Below are 25763 nucleotides of genomic sequence, written 5' to 3'. Positions count from 1 at the left end.
AGTCGGCGTTTGACATGACGTCTCTCCTGGTGGTTGCGCGATCGGCGTGCCGGTCGGCCGGTACCCGTGATTTCAGTATCGTTGTCGCGCGCCCGCGGTTCAATCAGCCTGCCCCGAAGTCGCGGTAGGAATCGCGCCCGTTCCGTCGGCCGATTCCTACACGGCACGTGGCGTCGAAGCCGCGTTGCAGCGTGCCGGCGCGCGTTCGCGCCGCCGCGCGTACCAGCCGCCTATCGCTTGCCAGATCGCCGCGGCGGATTCGCAATACGTGAACAGTTCCAGGTCGCGGCGGTCGATCATCCCTTCGTCGGCAAGAAACGCCAGGTCGATCGCGCGGCGCCAGTACGCCTCGCCGACGAGGATGACCGGCAGCGGCGCGATCTTTCGGGTCTGTAGCAAGGTCAGCACCTCGAACAGCTCGTCGAAGGTGCCGTAGCCGCCGGGGAAGAAGACGGCCGCTTTCGCGCGCTCGAGCAGGTGCAGCTTGCGGATCGCGAAATAGTGGAACCGGAAGCCGAGCGCCGGCGTGATGTACGGATTGGGTGCCTGTTCGCGCGGCAGCTCGATATTGAAGCCGATGCTCGGCGCGCCGCGTTCGTAGGCGCCGCGGTTGGCGGCCTCCATGATGCCGGGACCGCCGCCCGTGACGATGGCGAGGCGCGCGGTGCGCGTGCAGCGGTCGGCATGCGCGACGATGCGCCCGAATTCGCGCGCGACGCGGTAATACACGCTGTATTCGACGAGCCGGCTGGCGATCGTGACGGCGCGCCGCCGGCCCGCGTCGTACGGACGCTCCGCGAGCAGGCGATTCGCCTCGTCCAGCCGCGCCTTCGCGACCGACGGCGCGACGATGCGCGTGCTGCCGTAGATCACGACCGCATGGCCAATCCGCTCGTTTTGCAGCCGCTCCTCGGCTTTCCAGTAATCGAATTGCAGCCGGATGCCGCGCATGCCGGCACCCTGCAGAAGGGTCGCGTCTTCCTCGGCCGGCGGCCGGTTCAGGGAATGGGCGCCGCGCCGCGGCCGGCGCGGGGTGCGCCCGCCGGGGTCCTCGCCGACGACGGCCTCGGGCTTCGCGCGCGGCCGTTTGGCGCGGGCCTTCGCGAGCGTCGCGGCGGATGCGGGGCGGCGGCGTGCGCGGTCTCTCGCCATGCCGGCGGGCGCGCGTTTCACGAGGGTCGACATGAACGGAAGTGCCGCGCGCCGATCACTGGCTCAACACCCATTGCACGAGCTGATGCGCGTCGTCGGGAGACAGCGGCCCGCCGCGATCGACGGCGGACGGCATCGGCGTGTCGCCCCAATGCGCACGGCCGCCGACGCGCAGCTTGCGTTCCAGTTCCGCGGCGGCGTGCGGATCGCCGCGGTAGCGCTCGGCGATCTCGTGAAACGACGGCCCGAGGAACGTCATGTCGAGCGTATGGCAGAACATGCAGTGCTGGGCATTGACGAGTTCGGTCGGCTCGGGCACGGTCGTCTGCGCGGCGGCCGCGCCGGCCGCGACGGCGATCACGCAGAGGGCGGCGCAACGCATGACGTTCATGTTCGGTTCCTCGTCGAGGTCAGGTGAAGGAGATCACGTCGTCGAGCGGGCGACGCGGCGAATGCGGCGTATGCGGACCGCGCCCGACGCGCAGCAGCAACTGCGGCTCGCCGCGCAGCCCGAGCATGTGGCGCAGGTGGGCACGCAGGCCGGCCGTCTCGATCGGCTGGTTCAGGTACGACGCGGTATAACCCGCGCGCGTCGCGACGAGCAGGATGCGCTCGAGCGCCTGGCCGGCGGCGAGCCACGCTTCGCGATCGTCGCGCACGGTCGCGATGCACACGATCAGCGGCGACGCACCGACGAGCTGGTGATGCAGCGCGGCGAGCCCGTTGCCGAGATCGAAGGTCCGTACCGCCATCGTCACGACGGGCGCGGCGAAGTCCAGCAACGACGGCACGCCGGCCGCGAAGGCCGGCATGCCGTCGACGTGCCGGCGCGGATCGATCCAGCTCGCCAGCTCGCGGCGAAAGCGCGGGTCCGCGAACTGCTGACGGTCGGCCTCGGCCACCAGCTCGGCGACGCGCGCGCGATGCGCGATCGAGTCGACGCACGCGACGTCGGCACCTTCCGCGACGCCCGCCGCGATCAGCGCCTGCTGGATCTCGTCCGGCACGGCCGTCGATTCGAACGGCGCGCGCGTGGTGACGCGCTCCGGAATCGCATCGAACAGCGCGCCGAGCGACGCATCGGAATAACCGTCGTCGCAGACCCGGACGAGTGCCAGGAGATCGGGATCGACCTCGGACGGAAACGTGCGGATCGTATGGGCGAGCCCGGCGTGATTGAGCGCGACTCGCAGGTTGAGCAACGCCGCGCCGCAGCTCATGATCAGCTCGCGATCGAACGGATCGACCACCGGCAGCGCGCGGACGCGGTCGGCGCAGACCGACATCGTGGTGCCGTTGACCAGGAAGCGCCACGGCTGGGAATTATGGCTGGACGGCGCCAGCACCGCGTAGCCCAGCAGCTCCCTCAGTTGCTGGTCGGGATGGGCGCTTGCGGCAAGCGGCGGAACGGATATCATCGATCATCTCCTGGTTGCCGCGCGGGCGGCGTCATGCCACTTCATCGTGTCAGCAACCGACCGGCGGCCGTTGACCCACGTCAAGCCCCCGTCATCGGGCGAGCCGCGCGCGTTGCGGTGCGGCTACGCTTGGAATGCGAAACGCGCGAGACCGATCGCGCAGGGAGGGGAGCATGCTCGCGATGATGTTTGACGGCACGACGCCGCACTTGCGCGAAGCGCGCGTGCCGGATCCGTCGCCCGCGCCGGGCCAACTGCTGATCGACGTGCATGCATGCGGCGTGTGTCGGACAGATCTTCACGTCGTCGACGGCGAGCTCGCGTATCCGAAGCTGCCGCTGATTCCGGGGCACGAAATCGTCGGAACGGTGCGCGCGATGGGTGCGGGCGTGACGGGCTTCGCGGTGGGCGACCGCGTGGGTGTTCCGTGGCTCGGCTCGACGTGCGGGCATTGCGCGTATTGCACGTCCGGCCGCGAGAACCTGTGCGACACCGCCGGATTCACCGGCTATACGATCGACGGCGGCTACGCCGAGCGTGCGGCCGCCGATCACCGGTATTGCGTGCATCTGCCGCGGCGCTATGCCGACCTGGAAGCCGCGCCGCTCCTGTGCGCGGGCCTGATCGGCTACCGAACCTTGCGCATGGCGGGCGACGCGCGCCGCATCGGCATCTATGGCTTCGGTGCGGCGGCGCATCTCGTCGCGCAGGTCGCGCATGGCGAAGGACGCGAGGTGTTCGCGCTGACGAAGCCCGGCGACACGGACGCGCAGCAGCTCGCGCTGTCGCTGGGCGCCGCATGGGCCGCCGGCAGCGACGAAACGCCGCCGGAGCCGCTCGATGCGGCGCTGATCTTCGCGCCGGTGGGCGCGCTGGTGCCGGCCGCGCTGCGCGCGGTCGACAAAGGCGGGATCGTCGTGTGCGGCGGCATTCACATGAGCGACATCCCGGCCTTTCCGTACGCGTGGCTGTGGGGCGAACGCCGCATCGCGTCGGTGGCCAACCTGACCCGTGCGGACGCAGTCGAATTCATGCGGGTCGCCGCCGCGATGCCGCTGCGGGTCGAGGCAGTGCGCTACGCGCTGACCGACGCGAACCGCGCACTCGACGACCTGCGCGGCGGACGCGTATCGGGCGCCGCCGTGCTGGGCATGCGCGGCTGATCCGCCCGACGGCGCCGCGGCGCGCTCAGATTTGCCGCAGGCCTTCCGAATCGACGATCCGGATCTGCTTGCCCTGCGCCGCGACGAGCCCCTTGTGCTGGAATTTCGACAGCATGCGGCTGACCGTTTCGAGCTTCATGCCGAGGTATTCGCCGATCTCGTCGCGCGTCATCCGCAGCACGAATTCCGCGGCCGAGTAGCCGCGCGCCTTGAAGCGCGCGGAAAGATTGAGCAGGAACGCGGCCACCCGCTGCTCGGCGCTCATCGTGCCGAGCAGCAGCATCTGGGACGATTCGCGCACGATCTCGCCGCCCATCATCTGGTACACGTGATGCTGCATCGGCCGCACTTCGCGGCACAGCTGCTCGAGCTGGCCGAACGGGATGATGCAGACCGTGCTGTCCTCGAGCGCGACCGCGTCGCCGTTGTGATGCCCGGTGTGCACGCCATCGAGCCCGAGCGATTCGCCGACGATCTGGAAGCCGGTGATCTGCTCGTCGCCGTCGCGATGCATCATGATGGTCTTGAACGACCCGGTCCGCACCGCATAGATGCTGGTGAAGGCGTCCCCCGCGCGAAACAGCGTTTCGCCGCGCCGGACGTGGCGCGTCGTGCAGATCATCGCGTCGACGCGCGCGAAATCGTCGGGAGAAAGATCGGGCGGCATGCAGACGGTACGCAACGCGCATGTCGAACAGCGGGACGCGGCGCGCTTGGGCTGATCCGCCGGCTCGACGGAGCGCAGCGGGATGAACGGGCGTAACGGCATGGTCGTCGGGACTTCGGCACTGCTCTGCATGATCGGCTCCTGTTCGGCGGCAGCGGCGGTTCGCCGTCGGGCGGGATCGCGCTGGCCGTTGTAGCGGCGGTCTTGGTGTCTGCCGCCTTCGTGTCGGGAAAGCCCGCCGGACGCGCCGGAGACCGCTACGCCGGTCTCGTCGATGATGCTGCCCTGGCTCCGGGAGGCACGTTTGCTCGTTTTTCTTGATGCGAAGTATGGAGGTTGCGCGGCGTCAAGAAAATCAGCCGGAATTGAAGTTGCGGTAGGGGAGAGGGAAGCCTTGTAGGACGTTTCCTACAGCGCTGCGGCATCTTGTCGCGAGCGTCGCCGGCGTGCGCCGGACACGGACGGCGGGCGGCGCTTCGCCGCGCCGATGCGTCCGGTCCCTCCGCGCGGGGAAGCGGCCGTGCCCGATACCGCCGTCGGCGTCACAGCTCGTCCGGGTCCTCGAACAGCTTGTGGCGCATCGCGTAGCGGACGAGCGCGGTGTCGTTCGGCATCTGCATTTTTTCGAGGATCCGCGTCTTGTACGTGCTGACGGTCTTGACGCTGACGCAGAGCGCCTGCGCGATCTCGGAAATCGACTCGCCGGTGGTGACGCGCCGGAACACGTCGAACTCGCGGTCGGACAGGCGCTGGTGCGGCAGGAGATCGGTCGGCTCGTTCAGGCTCTGCGCGAACTGCTCGGCCATGGTCAGGCTGACATAGACGCCGCCGGCCGCGATCTTGGTCAGGGCGGCGACCAGTTCGGCGCTGGCACTTTCCTTGGTCATGTAGCCCGAGGCGCCCGCGCGGAATGCCCGCACCGCGTACTGCTGCTCGGCATGCATCGTCAGCACGAGGATATGCAATCCCGGCTTCTCGTCCTTGATCTGCTTGATGAGCTCGACCCCGTTGCGGCCGGGCATCGACAGGTCGAGCACCAGCACGTTGGCGTCCGTGCCGCGCATGAGCGCGATCGTCGACGCACTGTCCTGCGCTTCGCCGACGACCTCGAACCCGCTCGCGCTCTGCAGGATGTGCCGAAGACCGTCCCTGACGAGTGCGTGGTCGTCGGCGATGAGTACCCTGATCATGACCGCATCTCTCCTTGCTCGATGGCGTGCAGCGGCAGCGCCACGGTGATCGTGAATCCCTTGCCCGGCTGGCTGTCGATCGTCACCGTGCCGTCGAGCATGTGCGCGCGCTCGCGGATGCCGATCAGGCCGAACGACGGACGGTCCTGCGCATCGCGGGGGGGCGCCGGCGCGCCGTGACCGTTGTCCGCGATGCGCAGCATGCAATAACCGTCTTCCGCTTTCAACGACAGTTTCACGTTCGTCGCGTCCGAGTGCCGCGCGACGTTGGTCAGCGCCTCCTGCACGATGCGGAACAGCGTGGTCGCCCCCGCGCCGGTGAACGCGATGTCGCCGGGGGCGATGTCCCGGTCGACCGTGATTCTGTGGCGGCGCGTGAAATCGTTCGCCAGCCAGTCGATCGCCGGGACGAGGCCCAGGTCGTCGAGCATCACCGGCCGCAGATCGGCCGCGATGCGCCGGAGCGACGCAACGGTCGAATCGATCAGGCGGTGCATGCCGCCCAGTTGCTCGCGCACGCCGGGGTTGGGCGCGACGACGCCCGCGAGCCCCAGTTCGACGGCCGACAGATCCATCTTGAGCGCGGTGAGTTGCTGGCCGAGGTCGTCGTGCAGTTCGCGCGCGATCCGCGTCTTCTCTTCCTCGCGCACGTTCTGCAGGTTGGCGGACAGGTCGCGCAGTTCCTCGCGCGACTGCTTGAGGGCGTTTTCCGCGCGCACCCGCTCGGTCACGTCGCGCAGCATGACCGTGTACAGCTTGCCGGTGCCGTCGCGAATCTGCGAGATCGACGCCTCGATCGGAAACTCGGTGCCGTCGCCGCGCAAGCCGAACAGCACGCGTTGCCGGCCCATCTGGCGCTCCGACACGCCGGTCACGCCGAATTGCTCGACGTGTCGCGCATGCGCGGCGCGAAAGCGCTCGGGGATGAAACGCGACAGCGGCGCACCGACCGCCTCCATCGCGGAGACGCCGAACACGCGCTCCGCGGCCGGGTTGAAGATCACGATCGTCTGGCTTTCGTCGACGGTGATGATGGCCTCCATCGACGAGCGGATGATGCCCATCATCCGGGCCTCGGTGGGCTGGCTGTCGCCGGCGGGCGCCGGCGTTCGGTTCGCGACGGCCTGCCGCACGAGCGCGGCCAGCGTCAGCGACAGTACGATGCCCGCCAGCAGCACGGCCGTCGCGGCCGCGTCCGTCGCGGCGCGCGGCGCGCTGTAGTGGAGCGAGAGCGGCGTGCCGCCGAATGTCAGCGCATCGGTCCGCTCGAATGTCGCGCCGGCGTCGAATGCGTCGCTTCCGCCGAAACCGCCGGAATACACGGGCGCCGCGGGATGGTCGGCCAGGATTTCCAGGCGCAGCCGTTCGAGCAGGGACGGATCGACGAGACGAGCCGGATTCAGCGCCGCATACACGTACCCGGCCGCCGTTGCGTGCCGCGCGCTGGGCGACGTGCGGTCTTCACCCTGTGCATCGATCGGCAAGTACAGCGTCAGTTCGGTCCGGGCGATCGCCGCATCGGTGCCGTCCTGAATGGCGTTCGCGGCGAGCGCGACCTTGCCGGTTTCCGCCGCCCGCTGCAGCGCCTGCCGGGTCGGCTGATCGTTGTTCGCCACGCTCGGCTCGATTCGCCCGAGGCTGTGGACCGGCGACTGCAACCCGTCCAGATCGAGACCGGCGAGATAACGGCGCCACGCGCCGCCGTCCGGCGGCGCGGGCAGTGCCGACGCGAATTCCCGGGCGCCGCGCAGGACGACGGCGGCACCGAGGAGGCTGCGGCGGAGGTCGGCTGTCGCGCGCGTCGCGGTTTGCGCGAAGCGCGCCTGGGCGGCTTGCTCCGCCCGATGCAGCAGCAGCCGGGATGCGGCAAACGAGGCAGCCACGCCGAGCACCAGCGTCAGCAGCACGGCAACGGTCGCATATCGGCTGGGTCGAATCGGCTGCGAAGCCGGTCCGGCCCGGAAGGGGGGCGCATTCACGGTCATTGCCGTTCATCCTGACGGATTTCGTCGACGGCGGGCTGGCGGCGGGCCGGACGCCGGGCACGGAGGGCGGAGCGGGCCGCAACCACGATATCGCCCTGAATTGTGCGCGTTTTGTCGGCGTTCGCCAATCGGGACCGATGCGCAAGGGGGCGACGCCGCGCGTGCTTGACCCGTGTCAACGGACCGGCGCCTGCCGGGATCAGACTGGCTTCATGAACCGGTCGAACCCGGACGACAACTGGGAGGCGTCATGTATCACAGGATCTTTGCGGCACTCGACGGCAGCCGTGGCGCGCGGCTCGCGCTCGACGAGGCGATCTCGCTCGCCCGCGAGTCGGGCAGTCTGGTCATCGCCATGTGCGTGGTGTCGGATGCGCCGCGGCTCGCCGACGTCGACAGCGGCTATATCGATCAGCGCGATCCGGCCGGGCTGGACGCGGACCGGGCCGCGACAGCGGTCTCGGACGCCGAAACGGCGTTCCGGCTCTCGGGGGTGCGCGGCGTCGCGCAAACCATCGACGCGTGCGGAGAAGACATATCGGACGTGCTGGCGCGCGCCGCGGCCGAATGCGAGGCGGACCTGATCGTGATGGGCACGCATGGCCGGCGCGGCGTGCGCCGCGCGTTGCTCGGCAGTGTCGCCGAGTCGCTGGTGCGCATCGCGGACCGGCCGGTGCTGGTCGTACGGGAGGGGCCGGACGCGTGCGCCGGCGTGTTGTGAGGGGAAGGAGGCGGGCAGCCGCGAGTGGCTGCCCGTTCGCGCCGGCTCAGTGGGACAGCAGGACCGGCACCGTCATCGTTTCGAGGATCGTGCGGGTCGCGCCGCCCAGCACGCGCTCGTGGGCGCGGGTATGGCTGTACAGGCCCATGACGAGCAGATCCGCATGCAGGTCGGTCACCCGGTTCAGCAGCGTCGCGCCCACGCCGACCGACCGATCGCGCGGCGTCGTCGAGAACGATGCGCGCACGCCGTGCCGTTCGAGATACGCGGCGACGTCGACGCCGGCGGGCGTCTTGTCCGGATCGGGCTGGCCGCGGACAACCGTCTCGACGTTGACGAAGCGTGCGCGGGCGAGCAGCGGCAGCGCGTCGGCCATCACGCGCGCGGCTTCCCGCCCGCCGTCCCAGCCGATCAGCACGTTCTCGCCGAGCGTGCGCACGTCGCCCGCATACGGCACGACGAGCGCCGGACGGCCGCTGCCCATCACGACATCCTCGACGAAACGGCGCGCCACGTAGGTCATGCGGTCGTCGGGATCTTCCTGGCCGAGCACCAGCAGATCCGCGTGACGAGCATGCAGGATCGTGGCGGCAATCGGGTCGCCGGCCGGCGCCTGCCATTCGACGCTGCGTCCCGCGCGCTCGGCGGCGGTGAGGAACCGTTCTTCCGCCTCCTTGCGCCGCTGGTCGCACAGGCGCTCGTAGACGGCAAGCTTGAGCGGCTCGTCGGGCCGGCGCAACGGCTCGAGGAGATCCTGGCAGACCACGTAGAGGCCGATCAAATGCGCGTTCCAGCGTCCCGCGAGTTCGAGCGCGAGGTCGACTCGCGTCGCACAACGCTCGCTGTCGTCGAGGTGAACGAGCAGGGTCTTGTAGCTCATGACGGTACCTTTTCGGTTGAGGCGGCGGGGGATTCGGCGGGGTGCTCCGACGGGCAGCTCGCCGGAATCATCAGGACCGGGCAGGTGGCTTGACGCAGCACGCGCTCGGCCACGCTGCCGAGGAAGAGGCGCTGAAAGCCGTGACGGCCGTGCGTGCCCATCACGATCAGGTCGGCCTCGATCTCCCTGGCGAGACCGACGATCCGGTGCGGGACGGTTTCGCCCGCGGGCGCGACGTTGGAGATCTGCGGCGTGCCGGCCACGCCGCGTGCTTTCATGCGTCGCGCCGCGTCCTCGGTGACGCGCAGCCCCTCTTCACGGAATGCATCGACCAGGATCGACGGATCGTATCCGTACATGTCGTAGGCCGGCACCAGGAAATCGACGACGTAGACGGGTGTCAGCCGGGCACCCGTTTCCGACGCGAGCGTCAGCGCGGCGTCGAGTGCACGGGACGACGTGTCGCTGCCGTCGAGCGCAACCAGAATGTTCGAGTACATGGCAGTTCCCTTGAACGGATGTCGATGCACTCATCATCGGCGCGTGCACGCCGGTCGCGCTGATCTGGATCAAGCGTCCCGGTTGCCGCGCAGCACGCGCACCGCGGCGCGCGCCGCGATCCAGGCCTCGTTGGTCGGCTCGACGACCACCGTGACCGCGCTCGCCGCGGACGACACGACATGCGCGTCGGCGGCATTCGCGCGCGCGTCGAGCGCGACGCCGAGCCAGCCGAGCGCCGCGCAGATCCGCTCGCGCAACACCGCCGAGTGCTCGCCGATGCCGGCCGTGAAGACGAGCATGTCGAGGCCGCCGAGCAGGGCGGTCAGCGCACCGGCCTCGCGCACGATGCGATGGACGTACAGCGCCAGCGCGTCGCGGGCCGGCGCGTCGCCGGCCGCCTCGCGCGCGAGCAGCACGCGCGGGTCGCCGGAGGCCCCCGACACGCCCTTGAGCCCCGACTCGTGATACAGCAGGTGTCCCAGCGCGTCGCCGGACAGCTTGCCGGCCTCGAGCAGGTGCAGGACGACGCCGGGGTCGAGCGTTCCGCAGCGGGTGCTCATCATCAATCCGTCGAGCGCGGAGAAGCCCATCGTCGTCGCGACGCTGCGGCAGTCGCGCAGCGCGCACAGGCTCGCGCCGCTGCCGAGATGGGCGGCGATCACGCGGCCGTGCGCACGCGCGCCGAACGACTCGTCGAGCGCGACGGACAGGTATTCGTACGACAGTCCATGGAACCCGTAGCGGCGCACGCCCTGGTCGAACCACGCGTGCGGCAGCGGCAGCAGCTGCTCGGTGCGCGGCAGCGTGCGATGAAACGCCGTGTCGAACACGGCGATCTGCGGGACGTCCGGAAACGCGTCGCGCAGCGCGTCGATCGCATCCAGGCTGTGCGGCTGATGCAACGGCGCCAGCGGCGTCAGCGTGCGCAGCGCGTCCAGCACGTCGTCGTCGACGAGCACCGGCTCCATGTATCGCGCGCCGCCGTGCACGACGCGATGCGCGATCGCGCCCAGCGCGACATGCGGCAATTTCGTGCGGATCCACGTCGCGATCCGCGCGAGCACCGCGCGGTAGGGGTCTTCCCGCGTGCCGAGCGGCAGCGAACCGTCGGGCTCGGCGTCGAAGCGGATCGATACGCGGTGGCCGGCCGCGACCGCTTCGCCCTCGTGCAGCGGCCGCCGCGCGGGGGCGCCGTGCGGCGGGTACGCGAAGACCGCGAACTTCACGCTCGACGAGCCGGCATTGACGACGAGCAGGGCGAGCGTACGCATCGGCCGCCCTCAGTGCGACATCAGCACCGGCAGCGTCATCGACGCCAGCACCGTGCGCGTGGCGCCGCCCATCACCAGCTCGCGCCAGCGCGAATGGCCGTAGGCGCCCATCACGAGCAGGTCGGACCCGGTTTCATACGCGCGCGACAGCAAGGTGTCGCCGACCGCCGAGCCGGCGCCGGCATCGATGTCGAGCACGTTCACGTCGCGTGCATGGCGGGCCAGCATCAGCGCGGCATCGGCGGCCGGAATGCGCGTGGTCGCCGCTTCCGAGTTGCCGTCGACCACGGCGGCGACCGTCGTGCGCTTCGCATGCTCCAGAAAGGGCAGTGCGTCGTGCGCGGCGCGAACGGCTTCGCGGCTGCCGTCCCATGCGACGAAAACCCGTTCGCCGATCGACGGAAATTCGCCGGTGTACGGCCAGAACAGCACCGGGCGGCCGGCGGACAACACGAGGTTCTCCGGAAACTGGTCGTCGATATAGGTCTCGGGGTCGTTCGGGTCGCTCTGGCCGGCAATCACCAGATCGGCGAGACGGGCGGCGCGCGGCACGGCCACGTTCGCGCGCTCGTCCGCGCGAACCCAGGTGGCCGGCACTTTTGCCCGGGCGGTCTCCGCATGGAACAGGCGTTCCAGCGCGGCGAGCCGCTCGTCGCGTTGTTCGCGGTGCGCGTGGAAATAGTCGGCGGAGCCGGCCATCACGTAGAACGAGTAAGGCTCGGGCGTGTAGACCGCGAACAGCCCGGTGAGATGCGCACCGAAGCGCCGGGCGAGACGCAACGCGCACTCGAGGCGCGAATGCGCGCGGGCGCTCGTATCGAGGTGCACGAGCATGCTTTTGTAGCTCATCGGAATCGCTCCATCGACGGGGGAACCGCCAGTGCAATCCAGTCTACGAAGCAGGGTTTCCGCGTGCTTGACTCAGATCAACGGCTCCCGCGCGCGATGCCCGCACAGTGAAGCGGTCGCGATGCCGATCCCGGGCAGGCGGCATGTGGCGCGATGCCAACCCATTGACCGGATCGAAAGAGGGAAGCCGATGAGTACGTACGCTTGGACGACACCGAACGACGTTTGCCGCGCGGGCTGCGATCTCGCGCTGCGCATGGCCGCGCTGAACCGCGACTGGCAGCATGAATGGCATGCGCTGGCCGGGCGGCGCATCGAGCGGGACCGCGCCGCGGTGGGCCACCTGCAGCAGGCGTTGGCTGAAACGCAAGAATGGACGGCGTTCGGCGAGGCGACCCGGCAGGTGATGCGCGACTACGCGATCGCGAGCGTCGCGATCTGGCAGGACGCCGTCGAGCTGGGCATGCGTGCGCAGTTCGAGAACGCCGGCGCGTGGCGCAACTGGTTGCGCGAATACGGCGCGGGTGCGTTGTCGCGTTATCAGACCGACTGGCTGCCCGATCTGGGACGACTGGCCGCGGTCAACGAAGCCAGCATGCCGTGGGCCGAATGGATGACGGCACTGGAACGCGGGCTCGAGGACGCGAACGACGAGGCGCCGGGTGCCCATCGCCGTCTGAACGGCGTGACCGACGCCCGGGAGAACGATCATGTGCGCTGATCGTGTCGCGTTCGTCACGGGCGGAATGGGCGGGCTCGGCGCGGCGATCGGCCGGCGCCTGCACGACGCGGGCATGACGGTGGCGGTGTCGCATACGGAGCGCAACGACCACGTCGCGACGTGGCTCGCGCAGGAACGCGACGCGGGCAGGACGTTCCACGCTTTCGAAGTCGACGTCTCCGACTACGATTCGTGCCAGCACTGCGCGGCGCGCGTGCTGGCCGAGTTCGGGCGCGTCGACGTGCTCGTCAACAACGCGGGGGTCACGCACGACGCGACCTTCGTGAAGATGACCAAGAGCATGTGGGACGCGGTACTGCGCACCAACCTCGACGGCATGTTCAACATGACGAAGCCGTTCGTGCCGGGCATGATCGAGGCCGGCTTCGGGCGGATCGTCAACATCGGCTCGGTGAACGGCTCGCGCGGCGCATACGGGCAGGCGAACTACGCGGCGGCGAAGGCCGGCATCCATGGCTTCACGAAGGCGCTGGCGCTCGAACTCGCGCGCCACGGCGTGACGGTCAACACGGTTGCCCCCGGCTATCTGGCGACCGCGATGCTCGCGACGGTGCCGAAGGAAGTGCTCGACACCAAGATCCTGCCGCAGATTCCGGTCGGCCGCCTGGGCAATCCGGACGAGATCGCCGAACTCGTCGCCTTCCTGTGTTCCGATGCGGGGGCTTTCGCGACCGGCGCGGAATTCGACGTCAACGGCGGCATGCACATGCGATGAAAGCATCCGTCACGCGCATGCCGGTCGAGCACGAGCCGAAACGGCCAACGGGTACGCACGCACCGGCGTCGAACCCGGCCGAATGCATGCCGGCCCGGCCGTCGCCCGCCGACCAATGGAACCGCGCCGCGCATGCGAACGTGGCCGCGATGACCTTCGGGCTGTCGCCCGTGTCGCTCGCGCTGGCCGTGCTCGACTGGGGCGCGCATCTGGCCGTGTCGCCGGGAAAATGCTTCGAGCTTGCGACGCAGGCGTGGCTGGCCGCCGCCGCACCGGCGGCAAACCCGGGCGACGACGAGGCCGACGCCGCCGACACGAGCGGCCTGGCGGTGCACGCCGGGCAGGCCGATCCGCGCTTCGTCGCGCCCGCATGGGCCGGCTGGCCGTTTTGCGCGTACCGCGACGGCTTCCTGTCGATCCAGCGCTGGTGGCGCGACGCGACGCGCGGCGTGCCGGGCGTCGAACGGCACCATGAGGCACTGGTCGGATTCGCCGCGCGGCAGTGGCTCGACGCATGCTCGCCGGGCAATTTCCTCGCGACCAACCCGGTCGTGCTCGACGCGACGATGCGCAGCGGCGGCGCGAATCTCGCGGCAGGGCTGCGGCACTGGCTGGACGACGCGCACGCGCTGCTCGAACGCACGCGCGGCACGCGGGCACGCGACACGCGCACCTATCTGCCGGGGCGCGACGTGGCGATCACGCCGGGCCGCGTGGTCTGGCGCAACGCGCTGTGCGAGCTGCTGCAATACGACCCGACGACGGCCGACGTCGCACGCGAGCCGATCCTGATCGTGCCGTCGTGGATCATGAAGTACTACATCCTCGACCTGCAGCCGCACGATTCGCTGATTCGCTTCCTGGTCGACGCCGGCTACACGGTGTTTGCCGTATCGTGGCGCAATCCGGGCGCGGAAGCGCGCGAGCTCGGGCTCGACGATTACCTGCGCGACGGGTGCATGGCGGCGCTCGACGCCGCCCGCTCGATCTGCGCCGAGGCCGTTCACGCGGTCGGCTATTGCCTCGGCGGCACGCTGCTGGCAATCGGCGCGGCGGCGCTCGCGCGCGACGGGCGGCAACACGAGGTACTGCGCTCCATCACGTTGCTGGCCGCCCAGACCGATTTCAGCGAGCCCGGCGAGCTCGGCCTCTTCATCGATGCCAGCGAACTGTCCGCGCTCGATGCGCTGATGTGGCGGCAGGGTTACCTCGACGGCGCGCAAATGTCCGCCGCGTTCCAGCTGCTGAACGCGCGCGACCTGATCTGGTCGCGCATGATGAGCGAATACCTGCTCGGCACGCGCACCAAGCCGAACGACCTGATGTCGTGGAACGAGGACACCACGCGCATGCCGTACCGGATGCATACCGAATACCTGACGCGGCTTTTCCTCGACAACGATCTCGCGGCCGGCCGCTACTGCGTCGACGGGCGGCCTGTCGCGCTGTCGGATATCGACGTGCCGACGTTCGCGGTCGGGACCGAGCGCGATCACGTGTCGCCCTGGCATTCCGTCTACAAACTCCATCTGCTCACGCACCACGCGCTGACGTTCGTGCTGACCTCCGGCGGCCACAATGCCGGGATCGTGTCCGAACCCGGCCATCCGGGACGCCACTATCGCTGCGCGACGCGCGAGCCCGGCGCGCCATACCGCAGCCGGCACGATTTCGCGAGCGCAACGCCCGCGGTCGACGGCTCGTGGTGGACGTGCTGGCGCGACTGGTTGCATGCGCATTCGTCGGGCGACGTGCCGGCACGGGTGCCGGCCGCCGGCTTCGGCGCCGCGCCCGGCAGTTACGTGCTCGAGACATGAACCTGAACCCGAAGATGAACCTGCCTCCGGAAGCGCCCGCCGACGCGTGCCTGCCCGGCCTGTTGCCGCGCGCGGACGGCGCGCCGCCCGACCTGATCGCGCGTGCGTGCCATGCGCCGCCGCTGACGGTGGCCGTCGTGCATCCGTGCGACACGGCCAGCCTCGTCGCGCTCGCCGCCCTCGCCGCGTCGCCGCTGGGCGCATCGATCGAACCGCTGATCGTCGCGCCGCGCGCGAAGGTGTCGCGCGTGGCGGCGGAGGTGGGCGTCGATCTGGCGAAATGGCCGATCGAGGACGTGCCGCACAGCCATGCGGCGGCGGCCCGCGCGGTGCAACTCGCGGCGGCGGGCCGCGCCGGCGCACTGATGAAGGGCAGCCTGCATACGGACGAGCTGATGGAGGCCGTCGTGGCCGCGGAATCGGGCCTGCGCACGGACAAGCGCATGTCCCACTGTTTCCTGATCGACGCGCCCGCGTATTCGCGGCCGTTCATCCTGACGGACGCGGCGGTGAACATCGCACCGGATCTCGCGCAGAAGGCGGCGATCACGCAGAACGCCGTCGACGTCGCGCATGCGCTCGGTGTCGCGCGCCCGCGCGTGGCCGTGTTGTGCGCGGTCGAGACCGTCAATCCGGCGATGCGTTCGACGCTGGACGCGGCCGCGCTCGCGAAGATGGCGGAGCGCGGGCAGATCACGGGGGCGATCGTCGACGGCCCGCTCGCGTTCGACAACGCGATATCGCAGCGCGCCGCGCGCGAGAAGGGGATCGACTCGCCGGTTGCCGGCCGTGCCGACATCCTCGTCGTGCCCGATATCGAAGCGGGCAACATGCTCGCGAAACAGCTCGAATACCTGGGCGGCGCCGCGAACGCGGGCGTCGTCGTGGGCGCGCGCGTGCCGATCGTGCTGACGAGCCGCGCCGACGGCGTCGCCGTCCGGCTCGCCTCCTGCGCGCTCGCGGTGTTGCTGGCGCAAGTCCGGCACGACGCCGCCCCGATGCCTGAACAGGCCCCCCTTTCGATGGAGGAATCGCGATGAAAGCACTCGTGTATCACGGGCCCGGGCGCAAGGCGCTCGAACAGCGGCCCCGGCCGGAACTGCAGTCGCCCACCGACGCGATCGTCCGCGTGACGCGCACGACGATCTGCGGCACCGATCTGCACATCCTCAAGGGAGACGTGCCGACCTGCGAACCGGGCCGCATTCTCGGCCATGAAGGGGTGGGCATCGTCGAGCAGGTCGGCGCGGCGGTCGATTCGCCGAAGCCGGGCGACCACGTGCTGATTTCATGCATCTCGTCGTGCGGCCGCTGCGAATACTGCCGCCGCGGCCTGTATTCGCATTGCACGACCGGCGGCTGGATCCTCGGCAACCGGATCGACGGCACGCAGGCCGAGTACGTGCGCATCCCGCATGCGGCGACCAGCCTGTACCGGATTCCGGCCGGCGCGGACGAGGACGCGCTCGTGATGCTGTCCGACATCCTGCCGACCGGCTTCGAATGCGGCGTGCTGAACGGCAAGGTGCAGCCGGGCTGCTCGGTCGCGATCGTCGGGGCCGGGCCGATCGGGCTGGCCGCGCTGCTGACCGCGCAGTTCTATTCCCCCGCGCGGATCATCATGATCGACCCGGACAGCCATCGGCTCGACGTCGCGCGGCGCTTCGGCGCGACCGACTGCCTCGACGGCCGCGACGGCGACCCGGTAGCGGGCGTGATGAAGCTGACCGACGGCGTGGGCGTGGATTGCGCGATCGAGGCGGTCGGCATTCCGGCGACGTTCGAGATGTGCACGTCGCTGGTGGCGCCCGGCGGGGTGGTCGCGAACGTCGGCGTCCATGGCGTCAAGGCCGACCTGCACCTCGAGAAGCTGTGGGATCGCAACATCTCGATCACGACGCGGCTCGTCGACACCGTCAGCACGCCGATGCTGCTGAAGACCGTGGGGGCCGGACGCCTCGATCCGGCGCGCCTGATCACGCACCGGTTTTCGCTCGACGACGTGGAAAGCGCGTACGACACGTTCGGGCGCGCCGCGCAAACCCGCGCGTTGAAGGTCATCATCGAGATCGGCTGAGTGCCGGCCCGGGGTCGCGTGCGGCGGAAACCGCGGAGGCTGCGGGTTCCGTCACGCGCGGCGGGCGTCTGGCCGGCGCTTCGCCGGCGGTCAGGACGACAGCGCGGCCGGTTCCTGCGTGCCGCGCGATTCGGCTTCGTCGAGATCGACGCACTGCTCGTAGGTCGGCACCTCGCACGGCCAATGCAGGCGTTCCGAGATGCGCCGGCGCATCGCATCCGCGGCAGCGGGTTCGCCATGCGTGACGAACGTCCGCACGGGCGCGCCCTGCATCGTGCCGAGCCAGTTCAGAATCTCTTCGTAATCGGCATGGGCCGACAGCGTCGTGATCGACTCGACCTGCGCGCGCACGCGGACGTATTCGCCGTGAATCTTCAGCGTCGGCTCGTGCGCGGCGAGCGCCGCGCCGCGCGTGCCGGCCGCCTGGTAGCCGACCAGCGCGATCGTGTTGCGCGCATCGGGCGCGTAGCGGGTCAGGTGGTGCAGCACGCGCCCGCCCGTCGCCATCCCGCTGCCGGCGATGATGACCATCGGGCCATGGTGTTCGGCGATCGCTTTCGACTGGTCGACCGAGCGGATCATCGTGGCCGCGTGGCCGAGGGCGTTCGCGTCGGAAACGGTCAGCCGGTGTTCGAGGATATGGTGGCGATAGAGCTCGGTCACGTCGGTCGCCATCGGGCTGTCGAGGAACACCGGGACGCGCGCCATGCGGCCGGACGCCTTGAGCCGCGCGATGTAGTGCAGGATTTCCTGCGCGCGGCCGACGGTGAAGCAGGGCATCACGACGACCCCGCCGCGCGAGAAGGTCTTGTCGAACAGCGCGGCCAGTTCGTTCTCGGGGTCCGACGCCGGGTGCAGCCGGTCGCCGTACGTCGACTCGACGACCAGGTAGTCCGCGTGCGCGGGCGGGCGCGGCGGCTGCATGATCGGGTCGTGGTACCGGCCGAGGTCGCCCGAGAACGCGAGCACCTTGTGATCCCAGTGCATCACGACGCTCGCCGCGCCGAGGATGTGCCCGGCCGGCAGCAGGCGGAACGACACGCCGCCGCCCAGCGCCGTGCATTCGTCGAAGGCGACGGGCTTCAGCAGGCGCAGCGCGCGCTGCGCGTCGTCCAGCGTGTAGAGCGGTTGCGCCGGATGATGCTTCGAGTAACCGTGCCGGTTCGCGAAGTCGGCTTCCTCCTCCTGCAGCCGCGCGCTGTCGCGCAGCATGATGTCGCAGAGTTCGGCGGTGGCCGCCGTGCAGTAGACCGGCCCGCGATACCCTTCGCGCGCGAGCACCGGCAGATAGCCGGTGTGATCGAGGTGCGCGTGCGTGAGCACGACCGCGTCCAGCGTGTCGGCCGCGAGCGGCAGCGGCCGCCAGTTGCGCAGCCGCAGGTTCTTCGTCCCCTGGAACAGGCCGCAATCGACCAGCACGCGCCGGCTGCCGTGCTCGACCAGATACTTCGAGCCGGTCACCGTTTCGGTCGCACCGAGAAAAGTCAGTTTCATGGATTGCCTCACCGCGAGTCGACGGAACAGTAGGTCGATTACATCCCGAACGCGCGCGCGGCGGTTGATCGAAATCAGGGATGGCGGGATCCGCGTGCCGGCCGGGCGAGCCGGAGGATGCCGTTCATGATCGCGAATCCCGCGCGCCCGGCCGTGCCGCTAGCGCCCGGACGACGCGGGATCCAGCTGCGCGACGAACGCGACGATGCCGGCAACCAGCGCGACGGCCGCGTACGGAACGACCCGCGAGTCGATCAGCATCGCGTGCACGACGCCCAGCAGCGACGCGAGCGCGACGAACACGCAGAGCGTCGCGAGCGCGCTTCGGTATGGCAGACCCATCATGACGTTCTCCCGGGAGGCGGCCGCCGCGGACGGCGTTGCCGTCGACGCAGCGGCCGCGGATTGCGCAACACATGGCCCCATGATCGCGTGCCGCGCGCCCGCCCGCTTGATCTGTATCAACGGACGAATCCCGACGTCGCGGCGGCGATGCCCCGATCACGCCATCTGGCCGATCGTCTTGCGGAACCGCGTCAACGACAGCAGGAACAGCACGCAGCCGATCGCGAACAGCGCCGCGAACTGGGCCCACACCGCATCGAGCCCCGCACCGCGATACAGGATGCGCTGCGCGAGTTCGACGAAATGGGTGGTCGGCGCGGCCAGCATGATGTCCTGCACGACGGGCGGCATGCTCTCGCGCGGCGTCAGTCCGCCCGACAGCAGTTGCAGCGGCAGCAGCACCAGCACGAGCAGCATGCCGAACTGCGGCATGCTGCGCACGAGCGTCGCGAGGAAGATCCCCATCGACGTCGTCGCGAACAGGTGCAACGCCATCCCGGCCACGAACAGCGGCACGGACCCGGGAATCGGCACGTGCAGCGCGCCGCCCACGACGAACGTCAGCGAAGCGACGGCCGCCGCCGTGACGACGAGCCCCATCGACCAGACTTTCGCGAGCATGATCTCCGCCGCGGTCACAGGCATGACGAGCAGATGCTCGATCGTGCCGTGCTCGCGCTCGCGAATCAGCGCGGCCCCGGTGAGGATCATCGACAGCATCGTCACGTTGTTGATCAGCTCCATCAGCGCGCCGAACCAGACTTCGTCGAGATTCGGGTTGAAGCGCATCCGCATCGCGAGATCGACGGGCGGCAAGGACGTGCCGCGATGGCGGCGCACGAACGCATCGATCTCGCCCGCCACGATCTGCTGGACGTAACTGCCGCCGGTGAACGCCTGCGTCATGCGGGTCGCATCGACGTTGAGCTGGATCGTCGCGCGGCGGCCGGACAGCACGTCGCGCTGGAAGTCCGGCGGAATGTCGAGCGAGAACGTGTAGTCGCCGTTGTCGAGACCGCGATCGGCCGCGCCGGCGCCGACGATCGGCGGCGGCGCGAACTGCGGTGGAAAGAACGCCGCCGCGATGCGCGCCGACAGCGGCGACGCGTCCTCGTCGACGATCGCGATCGGCACCTTGTGCAGCGTTTCCGGGCGGGCGGTGGCGGCGACGTAGATCGATGCGCTGAACGTGTAGACGATCAGCGCGAGCAGGATCGGGTCGCGGGCGAGGCTCCACAGTTCCTTGATGCCGAGCCGGTAGATGACGAGCAGGCGTGACATGATCACCGCTCCTGCTTGCGCAGCAGGATGCCCGTCGCCACCATGATGACCGGCACGGCCGCGAGCATCGGCCAGAACTGGGACGACAGGTCGGCCAGCCCGAGCGCCTTGTTGTAGACGCCGCGGCTGATCGCGAGCATGTAGGTGGCCGGATAGGCGGTGCCGACCCACTTGCCGCTGCCCTCGAGCGACGACAGCGGCGTGAGCAGGCCCGAGAACTGCACGACGGGAATCAGCGTGCCGACGATCGTCATGAAGATCGCGGCGATCTGGCTGCGGGTGAACGTCGACGCGAACAGCCCGATGCCGGTGGCCACGACATTGAAGATCAGTACCGCGGCCGCCAGCGTCGCGAAACTGCCCTTGATCCGCACGCCGAACACGACGTCGGCCAGCACGACCATCAGCAGGAAGTTCAGCATGGCGAGCATGACGTACGGCGCCTGCTTGCCGAGCAGGAATTCGGCCCGCGTGACGGGCGTCACGTACAGGTTGACGATCGAGCCGAGCTCGCGCTCCCGCACGACCGCGAGCGCGGTCAGCATCGCGGGCAGCATCAGCAGCAGCATCGGCATGATCGCGGGAATCATGGCCGGCAGGCTCTTGACGTCGGGGTTGTAGCGATAGCGGATCGCGATGTCGACGGCCGGCGCGAGCGACATGCCGAGCCGGCGCTTCGCCTGGTCGCGCAGCCAGTTCTCGTGCATGCCGGCCACGTAGCCGCGGATCGTTTCCGCGCGCATCGGCATCGCACCGTCGACCCATGCGCCGATCTCGACGCGGCGCCCGCGCGCGACGTCGCGAGCGAAACCGGGCGGGATCTCGATCGCGAGCGACAGCCGGCCGTTGCGCATGCGGCGCTCGATGTCGCGATCGTCGACGAGCGGCGCGCGCGGCACGAAGTAGCGGGAACCGGCGAGGTTCTGCGCATAGTCCTGGCTCAGGATCGACTGATCGCGGTCGAGCACCGCGAACGTCAGGTTGTCGACGTCGAGGCTGATCCCGATGCTGATCACGCACATCAGCACGAGCGAGCCGAACAGCGCCAGCGTCGCGCGCAACGGGTCGCGTCGCAGCTCCAGCACTTCGCGCCACAGATAACTGCCGGCGCGCGCCGGGCTGAACCACGCCGCCGCATGGGCGCCGCCGCCCGCACCGGCCGCCGCGGGCGGCGGAGCGAGCCAGCCGGCGTCGGACGGTGCGCCGTCCGCGCCGTCCGCGGCGTCGGTACGCTGCGCGTCGCTCAAGTAGCCGATGAACGCCTCCTCGAGCGTGCCGGCGCCGCGCTGGCGGACCAGTTCGTCGGGCGCGGCGCTCGCCAGCACGCGGCCCGCGTGCATCAGCGAGATGCGGTCGCAACGGGCGGCCTCGTTCATGAAGTGCGTCGAAATGAAGATCGTGACCCGATCGTTGCGCGCGAGCGCGATCATCAAGCGCCAGAAGTCGTCCCGCGCCACCGGATCCACGCCCGACGTCGGTTCGTCGAGGATCAGCAGGTCGGGCTTGTGGACCATCGCCACGGCAAGCGAGAGCCGCTGGCGTATGCCGAGCGGCAGGCGTTCGGGCAGCGCGTCGAGCACCTCGGCGAGCCCGAAGCGCCCGACCATTTCGGTGATCCGCGCGGGCAGGTCCGGTTCGGGCACGCCGAACAGGCGCGCATGCAGCACGAGGTTCTGCCGGACGGTCAGCTCGCCGTACAGCGAAAACCCCTGCGACATGTAGCCGACCCGCCTGCGCGTGTCGATGTCGTTCGCGGCGACCGGCCGGCCGAACAGCGTCGCCGTGCCTTCGGACGCGGCGAGCAAGCCCGTGAGCATCTTCATGGTCGTCGATTTGCCGCAGCCGTTGGAGCCGAGAAACCCGAAGATTTCGCCGCGCCGGATCTTCAGGCTCACGTGGTCCACCGCGACGAAATCGCCGAAGCGCATCGTCAGCGCGTCGGCCTCGATCGCGTAGTCGGCGGCCGCGCCGGGCTCGAACGGCGTCGGCCGGACCGGCTGGTGCCCGTGCCGCCGCGCTTCCGGCAGCAGCGCGACGAACGCGTCTTCCAGCGTGTCGCAGCCGGTGCGGGCGAGCAGTTCCGCAGGGCTGCCCGTCGCCAGCACGCGGCCGGCGTCCATCGCGATCAGCCGGTCGAACCGCCGTGCCTCGTCCATGTAGGCGGTTGCCACGAGCACGCTCATCGCAGGACGCGCGGCGCGGATGCGTTCGATCAGTTCCCAGAACTGGGCGCGCGACAGCGGGTCGACGCCGGTCGTCGGCTCGTCGAGGATCAGCAGGTCGGGATCGTGGATCAACGCGCAGCAGAGGCCGAGTTTCTGCTTCATGCCGCCGGACAGTTTGCCGGCAGGGCGGTCGAGAAACGCATGAAGGCCGGTGCTGTGCGTGAGTGCGTCGATGCGGCGGCGCCGCTCGGCCGCATCGTGGCCGAACAGTCTCGCGAAGAACTGCAGGTTTTCCTCGACCGACAGCGTCGCGTACAGGTTCCGGCCCAGGCCTTGCGGCATGTAGGCGATGCGCCGGCATACCCGCGCGCGATGGCGGCGCGACGACAGGTCGCCGTCGAGCGTCCAGACCCGGCCCTGCTGGATCGCCCGCGCGCCGGACACGAGCGCGAGCAGGCTCGACTTGCCGACACCGTCCGGCCCGATCAGCCCGATCATGCGGCCGGCCGGGATGTCGAGCGTCACGTCGTCCAGCGCGCACGTGGCGCCGTAGCGCAACGAGACACCCGACAGCCGGGCGACCATGCCCGATGGCGCGGACGCCGGCGGATCTTCCGCCGCGCCGGCCCCGGTGTCGACGGGCAACGTCGACTTCATTGCGGCACCTTGATCGCGAGGCGGGCCGGCCAGCCTGCGCCCGGATCGGTCTTCAGCCACGCGACGCCCGGCAGGCCGGTCTTGACGAGTTTCAGGTGGCGCTGCAGCAGGTCGCGGTCGATGCGTGCCTTGACCCGAAACATCAGCTTCTGCCGTTCGGTGGCCGTCTCGACCGTCTTCGGCGTGAATTGCGCGGTGCTCGACACGTACGACACGCGGGCCGGAATCACGTATTCCGGTGCCGCATCGAGCACGATCCGCACGTCGGCGCCGAGCGGCACCCTGCCGACGACCGTTTCGGGCAGGAAGAACGTCATGTAGACGTCGGACAGGTCGACGACATTGAGCACCTTGCCGCCCGCCGGCAGGACTTCACCGGATTCGGCGATGCGATACTGGACGCGCCCGTCGCGCGGCGACGTCAGCTCGCTGTCCGAGATGTCGGCCCGCACGCGTGCGACCGTCGCCTGCGCGGCCGTCACGGCCGAGCGCGCCGCGACGAGCTGCGCGCGGGTCGCGTCGATCCCGGCCTGGGCGGCGTCCACCTGGGCGCGCGCGGCATTCACGGTCGCTTTCAGGCTGCCCGCGCGGGCGCGATCGTCGTCGAGTTCCTGCAGCGACGACGCACCGTCCCGCGACAGCGTTTCGGAACGCGCGAGGCGTCGCATCGCGGCGTCCAGTTCGCTTTCCCGCTGCACGACGAGCGCGGCGGCGGCGGCCTTGTCGCTGCGGCGCTGGGCCACCTGCGCGTCGATGCTCGCCGCGGTGTTCACGGCCTGCTGTTCCCGGGCCTGCGCCTCGTCGAGCTGGGCCTGCAGGACGACGACGTCCATGCGTGCCAGCGGTTGACCGGCCGTCACGAAGTCGCCTTCGTCGACGAGCATCGCGGTGACCCGTCCCGGCAGCTTGGTCGCGACGTCGATCTCGGTCGCCTCGATGCGGCCGTTGCCGCTGACGAGGCCCGCATCCGACTGTCCGTCGCGCCAGCGGGTCCACCCGTAATACGTGAGGCCGATCGCGAGCACGGCCGCACCGGCACCGATCAGAAGAGGGTGCTTGATGGTTTTCATTGTCGGGAACCCGAATCGGTGGAAAGGTGGTCCGGTGCGGCGGCGGTCTTGCCGGTATCGGTCGTTCCGCCGCCGAGCGCGCCGTACAGCGCGACGCGGCTCGACAGCAACGCGCGACGTGTCATGACCCATTGCTGCTCCGCGTTCATCAGGTCCCGTTGTGCATCGAGGACTTCGAGGAAGCGGGTGGCGCCGCTGTCGTAGCGCAGCTTCGCGAGGCGCGCCCGCTCCATCTGGGAGACGAGCGTGGCATGCTCGATCGCGACCTGATCGGCGAGCCAGTAGCGCGCGGCGAGGGCATCGGACACGTCGCGAAATGCGCGCTGCACGGTCTGCTCGTACTGCGCGAGGGCCTCGTCGCGCTGCGCGCGCGCGAGGGCGAGATTCGACCGGTTGCGGCCGCCGTCGACGAGCGGCAGCGTGACGTTCGGGATCACCGACCACACGCCCGCTCCGAACGACAGCAGGTCGTGCAGCGCGCTGCTTCCCGAACCGATCGCGCTCGTCAACGCGATGCGCGGGAAGAACGCCGCGCGGGCCGCGCCGATATTCGCGCGCGTCGCCTGCAGTTCGTGCTCCGCGGCCATCACGTCCGGACGCCGGGTCAGCAGCGAGGCGGGCAGGCCCGGGGCGAGCGACGGCATCACGGCGCCGTCGTCGAGCGTGAGCGGCGTGTCCGCCCGCTCCGGCGTCGCGCCGACCAGCAATGCCAGCGCATCGGCAGCCGATGCACGCGCCTGCGCCAGCTGCGTGCCGAGCGACTCGGCCTGCTGCAGCAGGATCTCCGATTGCGTGAGGTCCAGGCGCGAGATCGCACCGGCCGCATGACGCAGCCGGAAAATCCGCAGCGACTCGCGTCGTGTATCGATCGTCGCGCGCGTCAGCGCGATCCGTTCATCGATCTCGCACAGGGTCAGGTAGGCGTTCGCGACGCCGGTGATCACGCTCAACGCCATCGCCTGCCGGGCCGCGTCGCTCGCGAGATAGCGCTGCAGCGCCGACGCCTTCAGGTTGCGCACGCGGCCCCAGAAATCGATCTCCCATTGCGTCTCGGCCAGCTGGACTTCATAGACCTGGCCGACGATCGGCGCGGGCGTCAGGAAGCCGCCGGGCGTGCGAAACCGCGCATAGGCCGCGCCGGCGCCGATCGTCGGCCACTGATCCGCGCCGCGGATGCCGTAGACGGCGCGCGCCTGTTCGACGCGGGCCACGGCGGCACGCAGATCGCGGTTGTTGGCGAGCGCCTGCTCGATCAACGCGCGCAGGCGTGCATCGACGAAGTAGTCTTGCCAGGCAGGCGGCGCTTGTGCAATGGCGGGGCCGCGAGCCGACGGATCGGGGAACGCGGCGGGGATCGGGGCGGCCGGACGTTCGTCGGGTGGCGCGAACGACAGGCATCCGGACAGCAGGGCCGCACCGGCGGCCAGCGCAACGAGACGCATGCGCCGCGCGAAGGCAGGCTGAAACAGCGGCGGAAGCGCGACGGCGCGCATGGGATCTCCCATCGGATACGCGAACACTGGATGACGCCGCCTTCATGGCGACGCCGCTTCGGGTTCACTTATATCCGACGATTGCCGCGCGCCCCCTTGATCTGCATCAC

Annotated in this window: 23 protein-coding genes; 7 read left to right on the top strand and 16 right to left on the bottom strand. The window is 69.8% G+C overall.

Annotated elements, in window-relative coordinates; translation table 11 throughout:
- Nucleotides 1-156 precede the first annotated feature (156 nt).
- Genes AC0KUR_RS09230 through AC0KUR_RS09220 form a run of 3 tightly spaced genes read right to left on the bottom strand, consistent with a single transcriptional unit; the run spans nucleotide 157 to nucleotide 2570 of the window.
- The gene (locus tag AC0KUR_RS09230; protein WP_473375750.1) at nucleotides 157-1185 is read right to left on the bottom strand and encodes an LOG family protein; all 1029 of its coding nucleotides are present in this window, start codon (nucleotides 1183-1185) and stop codon (nucleotides 157-159) included.
- A gap of 22 nt (nucleotides 1186-1207) precedes the next feature.
- Nucleotides 1208-1543 carry a c-type cytochrome gene (locus AC0KUR_RS09225; RefSeq protein WP_034192110.1) on the bottom strand — a complete coding sequence of 112 codons (336 nt, stop codon included), beginning with the start codon at nucleotides 1541-1543 and terminating at the stop codon, nucleotides 1208-1210.
- Nucleotides 1544-1562: 19 nt separating this feature from the next.
- Nucleotides 1563-2570, bottom strand: coding sequence for an Acg family FMN-binding oxidoreductase (locus AC0KUR_RS09220; RefSeq protein WP_034192111.1), 1008 nt, complete (start codon nucleotides 2568-2570; stop codon nucleotides 1563-1565).
- 173 nt (nucleotides 2571-2743) lie between these two features.
- Between AC0KUR_RS09220 and AC0KUR_RS09215 the strand changes: the two genes are divergently transcribed.
- Complete coding sequence (locus AC0KUR_RS09215; RefSeq protein ID WP_473375749.1) at nucleotides 2744-3733, top strand: zinc-dependent alcohol dehydrogenase family protein; 990 nt, start codon at nucleotides 2744-2746, stop codon at nucleotides 3731-3733.
- 25 nt (nucleotides 3734-3758) lie between these two features.
- Here the strand turns inward: AC0KUR_RS09215 and fnr are convergent, their stop codons facing one another.
- From fnr to AC0KUR_RS09200, 3 genes are all read right to left on the bottom strand, one after another.
- Entirely contained in the window at nucleotides 3759-4532 is a 774-nt protein-coding gene (gene fnr, locus AC0KUR_RS09210) for a fumarate/nitrate reduction transcriptional regulator Fnr (RefSeq protein WP_034192113.1), read from the bottom strand.
- A gap of 410 nt (nucleotides 4533-4942) precedes the next feature.
- Nucleotides 4943-5590, bottom strand: coding sequence for a response regulator (locus AC0KUR_RS09205; RefSeq protein WP_034192114.1), 648 nt, complete (start codon nucleotides 5588-5590; stop codon nucleotides 4943-4945).
- Complete coding sequence (locus tag AC0KUR_RS09200) at nucleotides 5587-7575, bottom strand: PAS domain S-box protein (protein WP_473375748.1); 1989 nt, start codon at nucleotides 7573-7575, stop codon at nucleotides 5587-5589. The genes AC0KUR_RS09205 and AC0KUR_RS09200 overlap by 4 nt, the downstream gene beginning before the upstream one ends.
- Before the next feature lie 250 nt (nucleotides 7576-7825).
- Between AC0KUR_RS09200 and AC0KUR_RS09195 the strand changes: the two genes are divergently transcribed.
- Entirely contained in the window at nucleotides 7826-8296 is a 471-nt protein-coding gene (locus AC0KUR_RS09195) for a universal stress protein (protein WP_034192116.1), read from the top strand.
- A gap of 46 nt (nucleotides 8297-8342) precedes the next feature.
- Here AC0KUR_RS09195 and AC0KUR_RS09190 read toward each other — a convergent pair whose 3' ends face one another.
- From AC0KUR_RS09190 to AC0KUR_RS09175, 4 genes are all read right to left on the bottom strand, one after another.
- Nucleotides 8343-9176 carry a universal stress protein gene (locus AC0KUR_RS09190; RefSeq protein WP_049030817.1) on the bottom strand — a complete coding sequence of 278 codons (834 nt, stop codon included), beginning with the start codon at nucleotides 9174-9176 and terminating at the stop codon, nucleotides 8343-8345.
- Entirely contained in the window at nucleotides 9173-9676 is a 504-nt protein-coding gene (locus AC0KUR_RS09185) for a universal stress protein (RefSeq protein ID WP_034192118.1), read from the bottom strand. The genes AC0KUR_RS09190 and AC0KUR_RS09185 overlap by 4 nt, the downstream gene beginning before the upstream one ends.
- 69 nt (nucleotides 9677-9745) lie before the next feature.
- On the bottom strand, nucleotides 9746-10948 hold the full coding sequence (locus AC0KUR_RS09180; protein WP_034192119.1) for an acetate/propionate family kinase: 1203 nt from the start codon (nucleotides 10946-10948) through the stop codon (nucleotides 9746-9748).
- A gap of 9 nt (nucleotides 10949-10957) precedes the next feature.
- On the bottom strand, nucleotides 10958-11797 hold the full coding sequence (locus AC0KUR_RS09175; protein ID WP_034192120.1) for a universal stress protein: 840 nt from the start codon (nucleotides 11795-11797) through the stop codon (nucleotides 10958-10960).
- Between the two features lie 190 nt (nucleotides 11798-11987).
- On the opposite strand from AC0KUR_RS09175, the gene AC0KUR_RS09170 reads away from it, so the two are divergent.
- From AC0KUR_RS09170 to AC0KUR_RS09150, 5 genes are read left to right on the top strand one after another with little or no spacing between them, the layout of a single operon-like run.
- Nucleotides 11988-12518: a hypothetical protein gene (locus AC0KUR_RS09170; protein ID WP_200087772.1), complete on the top strand. Its 531-nt coding sequence runs from the start codon at nucleotides 11988-11990 to the stop codon at nucleotides 12516-12518.
- Nucleotides 12508-13254: a beta-ketoacyl-ACP reductase gene (locus tag AC0KUR_RS09165; RefSeq protein ID WP_034192122.1), complete on the top strand. Its 747-nt coding sequence runs from the start codon at nucleotides 12508-12510 to the stop codon at nucleotides 13252-13254. The genes AC0KUR_RS09170 and AC0KUR_RS09165 overlap by 11 nt, the downstream gene beginning before the upstream one ends.
- The gene (locus AC0KUR_RS09160) at nucleotides 13251-15071 is read left to right on the top strand and encodes a PHA/PHB synthase family protein (protein ID WP_059560966.1); all 1821 of its coding nucleotides are present in this window, start codon (nucleotides 13251-13253) and stop codon (nucleotides 15069-15071) included. The genes AC0KUR_RS09165 and AC0KUR_RS09160 overlap by 4 nt, the downstream gene beginning before the upstream one ends.
- Nucleotides 15068-16111: a bifunctional enoyl-CoA hydratase/phosphate acetyltransferase gene (locus AC0KUR_RS09155; protein WP_473375747.1), complete on the top strand. Its 1044-nt coding sequence runs from the start codon at nucleotides 15068-15070 to the stop codon at nucleotides 16109-16111. The genes AC0KUR_RS09160 and AC0KUR_RS09155 overlap by 4 nt, the downstream gene beginning before the upstream one ends.
- Nucleotides 16108-17148, top strand: a complete 1041-nt coding sequence (locus AC0KUR_RS09150) for a zinc-dependent alcohol dehydrogenase family protein (protein ID WP_034192125.1) — start codon at nucleotides 16108-16110, stop codon at nucleotides 17146-17148. The genes AC0KUR_RS09155 and AC0KUR_RS09150 overlap by 4 nt, the downstream gene beginning before the upstream one ends.
- Before the next feature lie 90 nt (nucleotides 17149-17238).
- Here AC0KUR_RS09150 and AC0KUR_RS09145 read toward each other — a convergent pair whose 3' ends face one another.
- The 6 genes from AC0KUR_RS09145 to AC0KUR_RS09120 all read right to left on the bottom strand — a co-directional run bounded on the left by AC0KUR_RS09145 (nucleotide 17239) and on the right by AC0KUR_RS09120 (nucleotide 25653).
- Nucleotides 17239-18642 carry an MBL fold metallo-hydrolase RNA specificity domain-containing protein gene (locus AC0KUR_RS09145; protein ID WP_226229822.1) on the bottom strand — a complete coding sequence of 468 codons (1404 nt, stop codon included), beginning with the start codon at nucleotides 18640-18642 and terminating at the stop codon, nucleotides 17239-17241.
- Between the two features lie 159 nt (nucleotides 18643-18801).
- On the bottom strand, nucleotides 18802-18987 hold the full coding sequence (locus AC0KUR_RS09140) for a DUF2964 family protein (RefSeq protein ID WP_059560974.1): 186 nt from the start codon (nucleotides 18985-18987) through the stop codon (nucleotides 18802-18804).
- A gap of 156 nt (nucleotides 18988-19143) precedes the next feature.
- The gene (locus AC0KUR_RS09135) at nucleotides 19144-20268 is read right to left on the bottom strand and encodes an ABC transporter permease (RefSeq protein ID WP_473375746.1); all 1125 of its coding nucleotides are present in this window, start codon (nucleotides 20266-20268) and stop codon (nucleotides 19144-19146) included.
- 2 nt (nucleotides 20269-20270) lie between these two features.
- Nucleotides 20271-23090: a ribosome-associated ATPase/putative transporter RbbA gene (rbbA, locus tag AC0KUR_RS09130; protein ID WP_367190757.1), complete on the bottom strand. Its 2820-nt coding sequence runs from the start codon at nucleotides 23088-23090 to the stop codon at nucleotides 20271-20273.
- A complete protein-coding gene (locus tag AC0KUR_RS09125; protein WP_034192130.1) occupies nucleotides 23087-24160 on the bottom strand; it encodes an HlyD family secretion protein in 1074 nt (357 codons plus the stop codon). The genes rbbA and AC0KUR_RS09125 overlap by 4 nt, the downstream gene beginning before the upstream one ends.
- Entirely contained in the window at nucleotides 24157-25653 is a 1497-nt protein-coding gene (locus tag AC0KUR_RS09120; protein ID WP_473375745.1) for an efflux transporter outer membrane subunit, read from the bottom strand. Before AC0KUR_RS09120 ends, AC0KUR_RS09125 begins: the two co-directional genes overlap by 4 nt.
- Between the last annotated feature and the right edge of the window lie 110 nt (nucleotides 25654-25763).

This window comes from Burkholderia sp. YHN3-13, assembly GCF_055810675.1.
The sequence above is the reverse complement of the archived record's forward strand: the minus strand, read 5'-3'. Positions and strand labels throughout refer to the sequence as shown.

What these genes read in the sequence shown, in the direction of transcription:
- AC0KUR_RS09220 (WP_034192111.1), bottom strand. Translation starts at nt 2,570, where the DNA reads ATGATATCCGTTCCGCCGCTTGCCGCAAGCGCCCATCCCGACCAGCAA.
- AC0KUR_RS09120 (WP_473375745.1), bottom strand. Translation starts at nt 25,653, where the DNA reads ATGCGCGCCGTCGCGCTTCCGCCGCTGTTTCAGCCTGCCTTCGCGCGG.
- AC0KUR_RS09195 (WP_034192116.1), top strand. Translation starts at nt 7,826, where the DNA reads ATGTATCACAGGATCTTTGCGGCACTCGACGGCAGCCGTGGCGCGCGG.
- AC0KUR_RS09180 (WP_034192119.1), bottom strand. Translation starts at nt 10,948, where the DNA reads ATGCGTACGCTCGCCCTGCTCGTCGTCAATGCCGGCTCGTCGAGCGTG.
- AC0KUR_RS09135 (WP_473375746.1), bottom strand. Translation starts at nt 20,268, where the DNA reads ATGTCACGCCTGCTCGTCATCTACCGGCTCGGCATCAAGGAACTGTGG.
- AC0KUR_RS09170 (WP_200087772.1), top strand. Translation starts at nt 11,988, where the DNA reads ATGAGTACGTACGCTTGGACGACACCGAACGACGTTTGCCGCGCGGGC.
- AC0KUR_RS09140 (WP_059560974.1), bottom strand. Translation starts at nt 18,987, where the DNA reads ATGATGGGTCTGCCATACCGAAGCGCGCTCGCGACGCTCTGCGTGTTC.
- AC0KUR_RS09215 (WP_473375749.1), top strand. Translation starts at nt 2,744, where the DNA reads ATGCTCGCGATGATGTTTGACGGCACGACGCCGCACTTGCGCGAAGCG.
- AC0KUR_RS09200 (WP_473375748.1), bottom strand. Translation starts at nt 7,575, where the DNA reads ATGACCGTGAATGCGCCCCCCTTCCGGGCCGGACCGGCTTCGCAGCCG.
- rbbA (WP_367190757.1), bottom strand. Translation starts at nt 23,090, where the DNA reads ATGAAGTCGACGTTGCCCGTCGACACCGGGGCCGGCGCGGCGGAAGAT.
- AC0KUR_RS09185 (WP_034192118.1), bottom strand. Translation starts at nt 9,676, where the DNA reads ATGTACTCGAACATTCTGGTTGCGCTCGACGGCAGCGACACGTCGTCC.
- AC0KUR_RS09230 (WP_473375750.1), bottom strand. Translation starts at nt 1,185, where the DNA reads ATGTCGACCCTCGTGAAACGCGCGCCCGCCGGCATGGCGAGAGACCGC.
- AC0KUR_RS09225 (WP_034192110.1), bottom strand. Translation starts at nt 1,543, where the DNA reads ATGAACGTCATGCGTTGCGCCGCCCTCTGCGTGATCGCCGTCGCGGCC.
- fnr (WP_034192113.1), bottom strand. Translation starts at nt 4,532, where the DNA reads ATGCAGAGCAGTGCCGAAGTCCCGACGACCATGCCGTTACGCCCGTTC.
- AC0KUR_RS09150 (WP_034192125.1), top strand. Translation starts at nt 16,108, where the DNA reads ATGAAAGCACTCGTGTATCACGGGCCCGGGCGCAAGGCGCTCGAACAG.
- AC0KUR_RS09160 (WP_059560966.1), top strand. Translation starts at nt 13,251, where the DNA reads ATGAAAGCATCCGTCACGCGCATGCCGGTCGAGCACGAGCCGAAACGG.
- AC0KUR_RS09165 (WP_034192122.1), top strand. Translation starts at nt 12,508, where the DNA reads ATGTGCGCTGATCGTGTCGCGTTCGTCACGGGCGGAATGGGCGGGCTC.
- AC0KUR_RS09155 (WP_473375747.1), top strand. Translation starts at nt 15,068, where the DNA reads ATGAACCTGAACCCGAAGATGAACCTGCCTCCGGAAGCGCCCGCCGAC.
- AC0KUR_RS09175 (WP_034192120.1), bottom strand. Translation starts at nt 11,797, where the DNA reads ATGAGCTACAAAAGCATGCTCGTGCACCTCGATACGAGCGCCCGCGCG.
- AC0KUR_RS09205 (WP_034192114.1), bottom strand. Translation starts at nt 5,590, where the DNA reads ATGATCAGGGTACTCATCGCCGACGACCACGCACTCGTCAGGGACGGT.
- AC0KUR_RS09125 (WP_034192130.1), bottom strand. Translation starts at nt 24,160, where the DNA reads ATGAAAACCATCAAGCACCCTCTTCTGATCGGTGCCGGTGCGGCCGTG.
- AC0KUR_RS09145 (WP_226229822.1), bottom strand. Translation starts at nt 18,642, where the DNA reads ATGAAACTGACTTTTCTCGGTGCGACCGAAACGGTGACCGGCTCGAAG.
- AC0KUR_RS09190 (WP_049030817.1), bottom strand. Translation starts at nt 9,176, where the DNA reads ATGAGCTACAAGACCCTGCTCGTTCACCTCGACGACAGCGAGCGTTGT.